We start from the raw sequence: 14,694 nt of genomic DNA on the forward strand, positions 1-14,694 counted from the left end.
ATTTCACTATTGATAAGGCTGATTTGACATTTAATATTTCCTCCATAGATATTAAAATTGGTCAGGTTGCTGAAATCACTATTCAGGTTGCTCCAAGAACTTCAGGTACTTTCACAATTGGCAGTGATATTTTAACTATTCCAATGTCCGGTCTGGTCACTTATGGTATTGCTGATTTGGAAATAGGAAATTACACTTATACTGCAGCCTATAATGGTAATAATTATAAAACCATTTCAAATTCAACTTACTTTAAGGTTAGTGAGTATCCGATTCCGCAAGTACCTAATAATGGTTTAAACCCACAAAATACTAAAAAATCAGGTTACGAAACAAATGCCAATGGAAACATAGAGTTCATTATTCCATTTAATGAAACTGTTTCAGGTGATTTGGTTATTGATAGTTTAGGTAATATTTACATTACTTCAAGTAATGGGGTTTATTGTTTTAATCAGACTAATCAGTTATGGTATTGGTCTTCAAATACTTTTGAAGGTAATCTTTCAGGAATTGCAATAAGCCGTGATGTTATAATTGCACCTAAATCAGGTGATACTTTATACTTCATCAATCAGACTTCTGGTGAAAGGTATGGTGGATCCAATATCTATCAGGGTTCAAGTTTATTTGCACCTGTTGTGGACTCCAATGCTAACTTATACATCGTTAGCGAATACCAGTATTCCTCTGAAGATTATAAGCTGGTATTCATTCCATACAGTTTGTGGGAAAATGGTGGTAATCCTACTTTGGTCACTATTGGTAATACCGAGCCGTTATGTGCCCCAACCTTGAATGATGATGTTATTGTTGTCATTTCAGATAACAGATTCAGACTTATCAATGCAAAAACATTGGAAACTATCTCTATTAAGTCAGGTAACTTCCAGGCTGTAAGGCCACTAATCGGTGAAGGTAATATCATTTATTCTATTTTAAGTGACAGTATTGTTGCTTATAATAGTAATGGTGTGCAGGCTTGGAAAACTAAGGTAACTGGTGGTGCCGGAACAGTATTGGCATTGGATAATGAGCAAGGTTTGTATCATGTCAACGCTAAAGGAGTTCTTTACCGTTATGATTTAATTGATGGTAAACAATTCAAGTTCTCAGATTTAAAGGTAACTTCCGGAATCCTTATTGATGCTAACAATAATATATACTTCGGATCAAACAATATGTTCTATGCTCTTGACAGTGAAGGAAACATCATCTGGAAATCTGATTTGGGCTCTAAAATTATTGGAAATCCTGTAATGGATGCTTCCGGTTTGATTTATGTTCCAACCGAAAACAGCATCACTGCATTGACATATGCTCCTTTATCTAATCCTGATTTGAAAGTCAGCGTTGATGATATTGTTGAAGGCCAAAAAGCAACAATCACAATCACCTGGAACAATCAAACCACTGGAAGTGTATCATACACTGTAAACGGTGAAGATGTAACAGTTGATGCTGGAGATGCTAAAATAACCAAAGTAATTTCAGGTTTGACTGCTGGTTACTATGACGTTAGTGTCTCTTATTTTGGTGATATGAGATTTAAAGAAAGTACTGTGACTAAGACTTTTGCTGTTAGGTCAACTGATGATGTTGCAAACAACATTCTCTTTGACGGCAATCAAACATTCACCTTCAGCCTAACTAATGCTCAGGGCAATCTGACAGTCGATGCTGCTGGAAAAACCTACAATAAAGCATTAATAAATGGTCAGGCTAGCATTACTATAGATAAGTTGTCTCCAGGGGACTGGGATGCAGTTGTAACATATTCCGGTGACATGCAATATAATAAGGCAAACCGTACTTTCAGCATTGAAATTCCTAAATACAACATAGATTTAAATGAGGTAATAACAACTGAAAATATTGTCTCAAGAATTTCAGTCTCACTTCCAAGCGATGCAACAGGTAACTTAACTTTGTCTGTTGGTACTACCAAAAAATACACAGAAACAATAACTGCAGGTAATGCTGTAATCATTGTTGATGATTTGCCTGAAGGAAATTACTCAGCAACACTCACATATTCAGGTGACAATAATTATGAAAGTGTTTCTAAAACAATCAGTATCAATCCGGCTAAAATCAAAGTAATCTTGGATGACACCAATGTCATTGTCAAGTCAGGCAAAGTACCTGAAGTTTCAATTAAATTAGCTGATAATGCTACCGGCAGTTTCACAGTAACAGTTGATGGTGAAGAATACTCTGCTGATGTTTCAGAGGAATTGACCATTTCTGGTTTGGAACCTGGAAACTACACTGCAACATTAACATATGGTGGTGATTTAAGATATTCCAAGGCGACTACAGAAATCCGCTTTGAAGTTCCAAAGATTGTTTTACAGTTCAATGATTCCAATTTAATCATCTCTAAACTCGATGACGGAATAATAGTCGATGTAACCTTGCCGGGTGATGCTCGCGGTGACATTGTGATTAGTGTAAACGGCACCAATTACACAAGTAAATTAAATGGTGGTGTTGCATCTCTCAAAGTCACTGGTCTGGCTCCTGAAAACTATCAATCCACAGTAACATATGTGGGCAGTGATAAATACGAAGCAGTCAGCAAGATTTTCAGATTCTCCATTGGTATGGTTGATGTCAGCTTCAATGACACTACTTTAAGTGTCATGTCTCCAAGTCCGCAACCTGTTGTTAATGTAGAATTCGACAAGGCCGTTACTGGTAACATTACCGTAACCGTAAACAATAAGGAATTCATTAATGAATTGATTGACGGCAGCTGTTCTGTTGAAATCACCGGTTTGAATCCTGGAAATTACAGTGCAACTGTTGCCTATTCAGGCGATGCAAAATACGGTGCAACCGAAAAGACAATCCAATTGGAAGTTCCAAAAATTACTGCTACATTGGAAAATCTCGTTGTCAAATCAAATGTTACTGTTCCTGCAGTATCCGTTATGCTCCCATCAGATGCAACAGGTAATCTGACTGTAGACATCAACGGAAATGTCTACATTGGTAATGTCATTAATGGTAGCTGTTCTGTTGAGCTCACTGGCCTTGATCCTGGAAACTACACTGCAACTGTTGCCTATTCGGGTGACGGCAACTACACTGATGCCAATAAAACAGTCAATGTTAAAGTTCCAAAGATAATCATTGAGCTTAATGACAGTAACTGTTGGTGGAATGCTTCACAGGTTTCTGTTAACTTGAACAATGCTACAGGCACATTAACAGTGAAAATTGCAGATAAAGTCTACACTGAAGAGTTAGCTGATGGGGTTGCTGTTGTTTATATTGGTGATTTGGCTCCGGGAAGCTACAATGCCACTATATTATATTCCGGCGATAGCAAATATGGTTCTGCAACTAAAATCATTGATGTTAATGTTCCTAAGGTAGTAGTTGAGCTTGACAATGACACTTTGGTTATTGACAGTCAAAATGTTTCATCTGGTGTGAGCATTAACCTGCCTGGAGATGCAACAGGTACTTTATCAGTAACTGTTGATGGTAAAACCTACACTGAAACTCTAGTAAATGGTAAGGCAACAGTTAACATTCCAGAATTGGCCGACGGTGAGTATAACATGACAGTCACATACTCCGGTGACGGCAAATATGAAGGAATGACTAAAACAACACTTATCAATGTAACTAACACTGCAGGAGATAATTCCACAAACACTACTGGGGACAATTCAACTAATGCAACTGTTAAAGCAGATCCTGTTCTCGTCATCAGTGCGGATGATGTTAGTGTCGGTGAAACTGTGGTTGTCAATGTCAGAACTTCAGTGGAGACAGGAAAACTCATTGTTAATGTTAACAATAAGGATTATGAGCTTGTTATCAGTAATGGTGAATCTAGTGTGAATATTTCTGATTTGGCTGTTGGCAACTACACGGTAGTTGCTAGATTTGCCGGTGATGACAAGTTCAATGAGGCCACTAATTCAACCGGCTTCAGTGTTTTAAAGGTCAATGTTCCAGTTACCAATGAAACAATTAGCATTCCTGAAAGTGACGCTACTGAGTATAGTGTTTCACTTCCATCTGACGCTACAGGTACATTGACAGTTACTGTTGATGGTAAAGACTACACTGAAACTTTAACTAATGGTAAGGCTACAGTAAATATTCCTGAGTTAAGTGAAGGCTCACACAACATCACTGTTACTTATTCCGGTGACGGCAAATACTCACCAATAACCAAGTTCAGTGTTGTTGTTAAAAATCCTGCAAACTCTACTGGCGGAAATAATACTGGAAATGTAACTGGTGATGATAACTCCACTTCAGGAAATAACACTAATCAGTCCGTCAGCATTCCTGATGATGCATTAAGCATTCCTGAAAGAGGAAGTGACTATAGCATTTCTCTTCCAGCGGATGCAACTGGTACATTGACTGTTACTGTTGATGGCATTCCATACTCTCAAGAGTTGGTAAACGGTAAGGCAACTGTAAGCATTCCGGAATTAGCTGAAGGATCACACAACATTACTGTAACTTACTCAGGTGACGGTAAGTACGCACAGACATCCAAGTCCAGTGTTGTTGTAAAAGAGCATGTGCCAGTAATAAAACTTACTGCTTCCAACTTGAGCATGCTCTACACTTCAGGCAAGTACTTCAAGGTCAGATTAACCAGTGATGGCCAACCGTTGGCGAATAAACAGGTTAAGATTACTATTAACGGTAAGACTTACACTAAAACAACTGATAAGAATGGTTATGCATCAATGAAAATCAGCTTGGCTCCAAAAGCCTACACTGTCAAAGCAACCTACGGTAATGTCACAATTACCAAGAAGGTTGCCGTTAAAAGTATCATAACAGCTAAAAACATTAACGCCAAAAGGTCTGCTAAAACTGTTAAAATTAAAGTGACACTCAAAAAGGTCAACGGCAAGTACCTTAAAAACAAGAAGGTTAGCTTGAAGTTCAACAAAAAGACTTTCAAGGCTAAAACCAACAAGAAGGGTGTTGTAACATTTACCATTAAAAACAGCGTTTACAAAAAGCTTAAGGTAAACAAAAAGTACACCTATCAGGTCATCTACGGTAAAAATAAAGTCAAGAAAACTATAAAATTTAAAAAATAAATGGGGAATTTAACATTCCTCAAATTTTTTCTTTTTTTCGTGTAGATTAAGCATTTCAAAGAGGCTATTTTTATACTCAAAATCAATTTAATTGAAAATTCAATTAATTAAAATATGTGATGCAATTCTTATTAATATAATAATTAACTGTTTCTTCAATAATTGCGATACTTGTTTTGTGTCATGGTTCCCATTCAGTAACATAACTTATTTATATGTGGTGGATAACTAGAAAAATTACGAAATGCATTTTATGAGGCGTTAATCTATCAAGATAATTAAGAGGTTATAGAAATGTATTACACTGAAGACCAGGATTTAATTGATGATTTTCACTTGAAGTCAGGTCATAGCGTTGGATCTATAAAATCATACAGGACAGTATTCAACAAATACACAGCATTCCACAACATGAGTCTATGCGACCTGTTGGCTGAAGCAATAACCGAACAGGAAAACCACACTCCGGAAAACCGATTAACAATATACGACAGAATAATCTCATTCAGGGATTATCTCATCAAAAACAATATAGGAAACACAATAACAAACTCAATATCAAAAATCAAGACATTCTATCATTACAACAGGGTAACAATACCATTCATACCACCGCTCAACAAAAAGTATGTTAATAAAAACGATTTGATAAGCTTTGCCGATTTACCGACCAAGGATGAACTTAGACTTGCAATGCAGTTTGCAGACGATGAGCTGAAGATGTGGATTATGGTTATAATATCATCAGGCGCAAGCAGATGCGAGGCCAAATCCATGACAAACAGAACACTATTTGAAGGAACAAAGACATATCACAAAAAAGATAATTTTCATGACGCTTTAAAGTATTTGGCCAGAAACAACAATGTTGTATGCACATGTAAATTACTCAGGCAAAAGACAGACAAGCCATACTACACCTTCCTCAATCCCGAATGCGTGCAGAGGATTGCAAAAATCAAACTGAAGCATGAGGATTTTGACCTTGACGCTCCACTTTTGAAATATAATATGAACCATGTAAATCGTAAGTTTAAAAAGCTGAATGATTATTTGGGTTTCGGTGAGGTCGGTGGCTATGCAAGGCTGCGGCCGCATATGTTAAGGAAGTTCAACTCAACCAATCTGACTCAGGGGTCTTTTGAAGGGGATTTATTAGGTATGGACAGCGTTGATCTGCTTCACGGCCGTGGCAAGAACAAAACAAGACAGGCATATTATAAGGACAATCCGGACTTTCTAAAGTTTGAATACATCAAGGCAATGAGCAACATCTCACTCTATCGAAGATACGATTATAAGATTGTAAACGGCAGGGTGAAGGTTATTTCAAAGCCTTTATGATATTATGTTCTTTTGGGAGGGATGCAATAAATATAATAGCTATTATATATAAATAATATAATATGTCAGATAATAAAAAAGATAATATTGGCTGGACAAGCTTTTGTCAGGCAATGAATTCAATAGCCTACTGGCTTGTCCAGAACAAAAAGAAGTATAAAAAACGTGATTACTACCAGATATTAACATTAAAGGGTAGCTGCAAAGATATAGAAAAGAAAGCGAAGAAATTAGGAGGTGATAAGCTAGTGGCAATGTATGTCATGGCAGTGATTAAGGACAACAAGTCACTGGATTTCCTTCCAAACTATGTAACACTAAAAGATGGAACTCAAATTGACAAGGCAGACTATATTGACATGGCCATAAGAGCAGAAGCATACATTAGGGCAAACGGAAGACTTCCTGCAATCGTATACAGAAAATCAACATTGCCAGATTACAATGATTCCACAATGAAGCTATTTGTCAAGGCATTCAACTTCAATGGAAACACCATTGATGAGGCTTTAGCAGTGATAGCTAAAATCAAATTGTACCTGAAATACTTCGATTCACAAAAAACAGACAAGAAAACAATCAATGATGCTAAGGCAGGTAAAGGTTCCAACTGTGTGGACTGGGGACAGGTGTATTATCGTATTGCCAAAAGCTTAGGATATGATGTTCAGTTTGTCCATGTAAAATGCAGGGTTTCAGGAACAGGTCACATCAGATTAAGATTAAAACATAAAAAGCATACTGGAGGAAACTGGATTAACCGTGACCCTGCAGCAGTAGCAGATGCGACTTCAGGTAATGTAAGGTCAATCTGGTGTGAGGATGGTTATCTCATAGCATATGATCCTTCTTGGATATTCACAGATTTGTATAGTAGTTAACAGTTGATGTCAAATCTTTTTCTTTATTTACAGAATATTGAATTTAAGTTATTCTAAACTTATTTTCAATGTTTTAATTATTATAAATTAGTTTTATATTGAAGCTCACATTAATTATATATTGATTTAAATTAAATTTATACCTATGAGAAACCATCCTTTTGATAAACTCAAAGACCATAAACATGAAAAAGGAATTTTTAAATCTCCGATTAATCAGATTGATAATATAAAATTGTATTATTGGAGAAATGATTGTCTCCCCGATTTTATTTGGATTGCATTAATATTTGATTATTATAATCGTGAGGGGGCTTTTTTAAAGTTATCATTAATTCTTAAAGAGATTGAAGATTCTTCTTTTCAATTTGATTCTTTACAATTATCATATATTTTTTCTTTAGACAAACCTGATCAAATTGAATTTTATAACATCCTATTAAAATATATTGATGTTGAAGTATTGTCTCCATTAACAATTATTTTTAATAAAAACCAGTTATTTAAACAATATTTTGTTATAGAAAATTATAGGGTTGAAGATAAACTTTCTATTTTAGAAAATATTGTTGAATATTATGGAACTAATAAATCTGATGAAGCAACTGATGTTCAATATATAATTCTAACTTTTTATTTTCTCATACAAAATAAAATTCACTTAACGCAAAAAACTAGTGAAATAGCTGATTATTTATTCAAATATCCAAAAACTCCTCATGAAAATGATGAAATGAATAAATATCGAGCCACTGTTAGGAGCATTTTTGGCAATATCCAAGATAGTATATATGAACATAATCAAGAATTTATAAGATTATTTTGGAGAGAATTATTAAAAATAGGGGGTTGTGAGTTGATATATGGAGAATATATGAATCAATTTACATTAGATGAAAATTTTATTGAAGATATTAAAATTGAATTTCAAAAATTGATTATTGAAAACACAGAAACTGAACTTGAAGATTCACGATTTAATGTTATTATAGGTTCTTCAGTTTATGCATTAAAAGTATTAAACGAACTTGTTGAATGCAATCTTAGAAATAAAGTTATGGGAAGATTGTGTTTGAGAATAATTATTGAAGTTTATATCACATTAAAATTTATTCATAAAAAAGAACAAGAAGAACCAAACATATGGGAAGAGTATCAAGAATATGGTATTGGAAAATATAAGATGATTCTAATCAAAGCTCGTGAAGCAAACGAATTTGAAAACTCACATTTGAATACTGAATTGATTGACGCACTAGTTAATGAACAAATTGATGAAATGTTCTTAAATGTTGAAGTAAGGTACTTTAAAAAAGATATAAGAAAAAGAGCTGGTGATGTTGATGAAAAAGAATTATATAATTTGTATTATGATTATGAGTCAAATTATGCTCATGGTTTGTGGGGTGCAGTTCGTGAAAGTGCAATGTTAACATGTGTTAATCCACTTCATTTAGGACATAATGTTCCAGATGTCCAATTAAATCATGGTTTAGCAGATGTTTTACCTGATGCGATAATGGTATTTAAAAAATTATTATCATTTATAGATGATAATTATCCATTGTCTGCTGAATTCATGTCAAAATATGAGGTAAAAAATGAATAATGCTATAATTTATTTACATAATATTCAAAATGAATATTATCATATATTAAAATCTAAAGAACAAATTGTATTTTCAGATGATTTAAATTTAGTAGAAATTACAATGATTATTGAAGAAATAGACATTTTTTGGAGAAAAAATAGGGATAAAATATTATTTGATTTGGATTATTTTGATGATAAAGAAACATTGTTTTTAGCAGGATCAATGTATTTGGACATTGATGATAATTGTCATTATTACTTTAAAACATTTGGAGATGAGAATATTATCAATGACCCAATATTAAAATTTCAAAACATTACCAATAATGATGTAAATGCTGCTTTTGATATAATTTCAATTTTTAAACGATCCTTTAAAAATACTTTGAGTTTATTAGAAAATTTTAGTTCTTATTTTTATATTCTGCCTGTGGATTATATTATTTCAGTGTATAATGATGAATTAATTGAAATGAAAAATAAAATATTTTATCAGCTTCTTTCATCATTACTTGATTGTGATGAAATTTTATCCAATGAGTTATTTTTTGAGAACTTTGACTCAATTGATGAAATTGAAAATATTTTAGAAAATAAAAAAATTGATTTATTCACATTTAATGAAGGAGACAATAATTTGTCTCTTAAAGAAAGATTAGATAAATATGAAACTCAAATTCCATTTAGGTTTGATGATTATCTGATGAAATTTTTATGTTTGTTGTATAATTCTTGGAATCAAATTATCAGCATATTTTTGGTTTTCATAGAACTTGGTTTCATACCGTATATTAGTTTTAAAAATACTTTTTTTAATTTTCATACATTATTTTTATCTTTATATAATGGAGAAGATGCAGATGAAATTTTAAATAAAATAATTGTATTTTATACATTTAATATTTGTACTGATGAAAGCATTTTTAATGAAATTCCTTTTGAAGATTATGTTAATTTAGTTAAGAATAATAATTTCCAAGAAAAATTAATGAATAATAACGATGATAATATATCTAAAGGATTGGGTGTAATGATAAATCATATTTCTAAAGAGTTCAATGCATTAATAGAAAAAAATGAGAATTAAATTCATAAAATTATTTCATACTATATGTGTTCCTACATGTTCTGTTTTTAAACAAGTTTAATTTTTAAATGGGCTTTTTTAATGCAAATTTCAATTTAATAGATTAAATAATAAAATAAATATTTGTTTTCATTAACTTTATTTATTTGAACATATTGATGAAACTAAAATAAAATCCTAATTTTGGACATGATAATTTTATATAATTGAAATAATAAAATATTATATTAATTATTATATACAGGTTGTAATAGCTATGGCCAATATTAATAATACCTCATCCTACATGGATGAAGACAAAAAGCAAATTATCAAAGAGTCCAATTATACCTTTAGGGATGCTCTTGAAGTTTCAGCCTATCTCATCGAAGTCGGCAAGTTTGAAAGGTTTTACAAGGAAATGCAAATCCACAATCTTCAAAAGGAACTTGACGAAATGGGCGATGAAGAATAGCTTCAATAATAAATCTCTCGTATATAACTCTTCAAAAGAAAACTATTTTTCATTTGTGAAAGTAATATTTATTATTACTTTTATATCTTTTTTTATATAAATTACATAATATTATTATATATAAAAATACATAATACATATTATGATTACCGAAAAAACCAACATCAGCGCAAGAGTTGAAATAACACTCAAAAAAATTGTAGAAGAATCTAGTTTTACACACAAGGATGCTTATGAGCTTGGAGCTATGCTAATAGCTATCGGAGATGCAGACAAAACAATAGCATCCATACAAAACGATTCCAACTACACAAGGATTATGAAACAAACTGAATACAGATTAATAGAAGAGAGAAAACAACAGCTCGAAAGAGAATTAAGAAATCTATAGGGGATCCATCACCATGGGAAGAGGAAATTCAGATATTATTTACTTTCTAGAACAGCACGAACAGGAAATAATAAACTGCTGCAGGAAAGGAATGAGCAACAACGAAGTCAGAGAACTTCTAAAAACAAAATACGGCAGAGAAGTAGCAGACAATACCTACCGGAAATTCAAAGCAAATCTAAACATAACAAAGGGAGATTTTCTGGAAACATTATTGGATGAGATTCAAGTAATGAAAACTCAAGGAGCTACTGATGCAAGTGTGAGAAGATGGCTTGATGAGGAACATGACCTTGAAGTAAGCAGAGCAACATTTTCAAGATTCAAAAAGAAATACCATTTAATAGATAAAGATAAGGACCGAAGAGAGCGAAATGCAGAAGCACTGACAAACAGAGCCATTACTCAAAAGCAGATAACAGCTAATAATGTTCATTCTGACAATATAGATTTAGCTATTGATACAATACTTCAGCAGCAAGTCACAGACATCAAAACAGGACTTGACAATCTTGACAAGATTACCAAAAATGCTGTTGGCCTTGAAATCGACTTTGAAAAGTTAGATCAAGAGGTAAGATATAATGCCAATGAAAAAAGCTTGGCAAGATATTTAATTGATTTAACAGAACTGAAAATAAGATATTTGGAATTGTCAGTCAGAGCATTTGAAGCCAAAAACAAACTGTTCAAGGATGAAATGGACAGACTATTCAAAAACCGCATGCTGGAGCTGGAAGATAAAAAAATTGAAATCTCACAAAAAGACATTATGGAAGAAATAGAAATCCTTGCAAAACAAATTGATGATAGCAATGTATGATGAAAACAATGAATTCTATTTGAGTGCCAGGGATAAAGCTATTTTACAGAAGTGCGTATATGAAAATCCATATATTCCATTCTTTCCTTTTCCAAAACAGGCTGAAATGATATTGGCAACTGAAAAGGAAGTTCTTATTGGTGGTGCTGCTGGAGGAAGTAAATCAACAAGTTTGTTAATGAGGGCATTGTTCTATGTTCAGGATGACGTGAATGAATACCATGCACTTATCCTGAGACGTACATTATCTGACCTGAAGCGTAAAGGAGCTTTAATTCATAAAGCAAGTCAGTGGTTAAATCGAAAGGAAGTTCAAAATAATCAAAGCATCAAACCAAAGTGGGATGGAACCGAACATTCATGGACATTTCCCAATGGAAATTCACTGACTTTTGGATATTTGAGAAACATCAATGATCTCGATACATATCAGGGTTCGGAATACCAATTCATTGGCATTGATGAGCTAACGCAGTTAGAAAGATTCAAGTATATCTATATGAGGTCAAGAGTTCGTAAGACTAAAGACAATAAGCTTCCAACACAGTTAATGTGCTCCAGCAATCCAGGTAAACGTGGAAACAAATGGGTAAGAGAAAGATTCATAGAAAAGATAGATGAAGACATCCAAGATAAAAGTCAGATAAGATTCATTAGTTCTAGCTATTTGGATAATATTTATCTTGACAGAAATGATTATGAAGAATACCTTATGGGTCTTGATAGAGTTACAAGAGAACAGCTAATGAACGGTAACTGGTATGCTTCAGTTAAAGGTCAGCTATTCGACGAATCAGATTTCCATTTGATTTCTCATGATGAATACATGAAAATACCAATCGTTAGAGTTATCAGGTATTGGGATCTTGCAGCTACAGAAGTATTGAATGATGATAAATTGAGAGGCAGTAATCCGGATTATACAGCAGGTGTCATGCTGGCTAAAGATCTAAACGGAAACATTTACATTCTGGACTCATATGAGTTTCAGTTGGAATCAAGAAACTTAATCAATGAAATAATAAACACAGCAGCACGTGACAAGTCAGACATGCAGTACATTGAACTTGACGGAAGCACAGGTAAAAACTTTGGATTATTGATTATCGATGAACTTAACAGAAGAGGATTCGCCACAGGAACAGGTAACTCAAGAGAAAACAAAATCGATAGGGCAAGAAGAATTTCAGCTGACATTCAAAAGAATGGAATTTTTCTGGTTGGAAAGGATAGAACAGGGTTCACCAAAAAATGGGCTATGGAATTTCTTGAAAAAATTACAGCATATCCGAATGAAGCCATCCATGACGATTGTGTAGTGGCATTTACAGGAGGATATGAAAAACTTACTACAGAAAAACAACCACAAAGAGTTGATGTGGATAAATGGTACTCTACTTAAATGTTATATATTAAGGAATCCGGACTATTTGTGTTTTTTTATAAATTGTAAATTGACTAGATATATGCTGATATTTCTGTACATTTTACATATAAGTTTAATTAAGTAAAATTATAAAATTTAATTGTAAAAAGTTTAGTTAGATATTTTAAGTATTGATATATTGAAGTAAGCTATTTGAAATTTAATAAAAATTTTAAATTTTCATAATTTTTAATATTGTGAATTTCTTTATTTGCACTAAATTCATTAATTGGTATTTTATAATCAAAATGAATTAATTTGTTAATTTTAATTTCAAATCCTAAACTATCGTCTTTAAAATAGCTTAAAAATTCATGTTTAGAAATGTTTAAAAGAGAACCATATCTCAACCAGAATCTATCAACGGAATTTTTAATAATCTCATTTACATGAAAATAACTGTACACAATATTGTCAACAATAATAAATGCTTTTCCATATAATTCATTATTGTAGTTTGATATGTGTATTGTGTCTATTGCATTATTTTTTATCAAATTCCATCTATTTTCTGTAATAGGTAATAATATATCAGTTTTTGTGTGTGGTTTATTTATAATGTCTTCAAAGTCAACATATTCTTTCATTGATTCAACTATTTTGTCAAATTGGGGGAATAATGTTTCTTTAGAATAATTTTCAGCATGCAAATCTTTTAAGATTTCTTTTTTTAAATCTCCTGAAATAATAAATTTGTGGAAAACTTTCTCATTCTCTTTAATGTTGAATTTTCTAAATCCTTTAATTTTATAAGTGTTGTATTCATCAATATTCTCTTTTAATATGCCGACAATTATCTCATCAAATGATTTTGATGAATTTAAATTTTTAAAATTAACACTATTTACAAAAGTAAATAATCCCTTTTGTGATTTTAGATTATTATTTGGATTGTATTCAGGCCTATAAATTTCAAAAGGAGGGATATGATTTTCAAATTCATCTTTTAAAAAAATAAAATCTTTAGTATGATAGTGTGTTTTGAAAACTATGTCATCAAATTCATCATTATAATAGTGATTTTCAAATAATTTATAATTAAATGCCCATAAAACACAATCTTCGGTGTCATTATTGATTATATCTTGAACTGCAAAATGTAATGAAACTTTATAATCATAACTCCAATCTAATGCTCTTGTTGGTAGGCTATTGTGTTGTGCAAGTGAAATAATTTCATAAAACTCTGGTTTGGGCCAAACTTCGTAATTGTCAATGGTATAATTTGTAGCATTATGAATCCATCTTCTAATATTTGGTGAAGTATTTATTTTCAAACCTAAATTATCGGCATGTTTTAAAAATTTCAGTAAAACATAAACTTCTCTTTTAAATTGTAATTCATTAAATGATGTTATGTATTCTGAATATTGGGTGCTGTCTACTTCGTTATTTTTATTTATTGTGAAAACTGCTCTACCATTACCTGATAAATCACTTCCAAATTCATTCCATATTTTGTCTATTTCTTTAACTTCATCATCTGCTTCAAACTCTTGAGATATAGTATATTTCTCTTTAGTATCTATACTTTTATCTTTATTTAAACTAAAAGATATACCACTAGTAATTAAAGCTAAAGCAGTCGCTGTCGCAACTATCTT

10 protein-coding genes are annotated in these 14,694 nt (G+C 32.2%); 9 read left to right on the plus strand and 1 reads right to left on the minus strand.

The features are described from left to right. The first annotated feature begins 23 nt into the window (after positions 1–23). The 9 genes from Q0W26_RS09110 to Q0W26_RS09150 all read left to right on the plus strand — a co-directional run bounded on the left by Q0W26_RS09110 (position 24) and on the right by Q0W26_RS09150 (position 13,066). Entirely contained in the window at positions 24–5,090 is a 5,067-nt protein-coding gene (locus Q0W26_RS09110) for an Ig-like domain repeat protein (RefSeq protein WP_298524221.1), read from the plus strand. Between the two features lie 294 nt (positions 5,091–5,384). Next, positions 5,385–6,434, plus strand: a complete 1,050-nt coding sequence (locus Q0W26_RS09115; protein WP_298524224.1) for a hypothetical protein — start codon at positions 5,385–5,387, stop codon at positions 6,432–6,434. Positions 6,435–6,496: 62 nt separating this feature from the next. Continuing rightward, positions 6,497–7,315 (plus strand): hypothetical protein, encoded by an 819-nt coding sequence (locus Q0W26_RS09120; RefSeq protein ID WP_298524226.1) that lies wholly within the window; start codon positions 6,497–6,499, stop codon positions 7,313–7,315. Between the two features lie 145 nt (positions 7,316–7,460). Beyond that, entirely contained in the window at positions 7,461–8,924 is a 1,464-nt protein-coding gene (locus Q0W26_RS09125) for a DUF5677 domain-containing protein (protein WP_298524229.1), read from the plus strand. Continuing rightward, positions 8,917–9,996 (plus strand): hypothetical protein, encoded by a 1,080-nt coding sequence (locus Q0W26_RS09130; protein ID WP_298524231.1) that lies wholly within the window; start codon positions 8,917–8,919, stop codon positions 9,994–9,996. Before Q0W26_RS09125 ends, Q0W26_RS09130 begins: the two co-directional genes overlap by 8 nt. 256 nt (positions 9,997–10,252) lie before the next feature. Then, positions 10,253–10,450 carry a hypothetical protein gene (locus tag Q0W26_RS09135; RefSeq protein WP_298524234.1) on the plus strand — a complete coding sequence of 66 codons (198 nt, stop codon included), beginning with the start codon at positions 10,253–10,255 and terminating at the stop codon, positions 10,448–10,450. A gap of 142 nt (positions 10,451–10,592) precedes the next feature. Further along, positions 10,593–10,841, plus strand: a complete 249-nt coding sequence (locus Q0W26_RS09140; protein ID WP_298524237.1) for a hypothetical protein — start codon at positions 10,593–10,595, stop codon at positions 10,839–10,841. 13 nt (positions 10,842–10,854) lie between these two features. Then, positions 10,855–11,664, plus strand: coding sequence for a hypothetical protein (locus Q0W26_RS09145; RefSeq protein ID WP_298524239.1), 810 nt, complete (start codon positions 10,855–10,857; stop codon positions 11,662–11,664). Further along, entirely contained in the window at positions 11,657–13,066 is a 1,410-nt protein-coding gene (locus Q0W26_RS09150) for a phage terminase large subunit (protein WP_298524242.1), read from the plus strand. The genes Q0W26_RS09145 and Q0W26_RS09150 overlap by 8 nt, the downstream gene beginning before the upstream one ends. Before the next feature lie 173 nt (positions 13,067–13,239). Here Q0W26_RS09150 and Q0W26_RS09155 read toward each other — a convergent pair. After that, positions 13,240–14,694: FRG domain-containing protein (locus tag Q0W26_RS09155; RefSeq protein WP_298524245.1), on the minus strand; the 1,455-nt coding region annotated here is incomplete at its 5' end.

The organism is uncultured Methanobrevibacter sp. (assembly GCF_947169325.1).
Classification (GTDB): domain Archaea; phylum Methanobacteriota; class Methanobacteria; order Methanobacteriales; family Methanobacteriaceae; genus Methanocatella.

What these genes read in the sequence shown, in the direction of transcription:
- Q0W26_RS09125 (WP_298524229.1), top strand. Translation starts at nt 7,461, where the DNA reads ATGAGAAACCATCCTTTTGATAAACTCAAAGACCATAAACATGAAAAA.
- Q0W26_RS09115 (WP_298524224.1), top strand. Translation starts at nt 5,385, where the DNA reads ATGTATTACACTGAAGACCAGGATTTAATTGATGATTTTCACTTGAAG.
- Q0W26_RS09150 (WP_298524242.1), top strand. Translation starts at nt 11,657, where the DNA reads ATGTATGATGAAAACAATGAATTCTATTTGAGTGCCAGGGATAAAGCT.
- Q0W26_RS09145 (WP_298524239.1), top strand. Translation starts at nt 10,855, where the DNA reads ATGGGAAGAGGAAATTCAGATATTATTTACTTTCTAGAACAGCACGAA.
- Q0W26_RS09135 (WP_298524234.1), top strand. Translation starts at nt 10,253, where the DNA reads ATGGCCAATATTAATAATACCTCATCCTACATGGATGAAGACAAAAAG.
- Q0W26_RS09140 (WP_298524237.1), top strand. Translation starts at nt 10,593, where the DNA reads ATGATTACCGAAAAAACCAACATCAGCGCAAGAGTTGAAATAACACTC.
- Q0W26_RS09120 (WP_298524226.1), top strand. Translation starts at nt 6,497, where the DNA reads ATGTCAGATAATAAAAAAGATAATATTGGCTGGACAAGCTTTTGTCAG.
- Q0W26_RS09130 (WP_298524231.1), top strand. Translation starts at nt 8,917, where the DNA reads ATGAATAATGCTATAATTTATTTACATAATATTCAAAATGAATATTAT.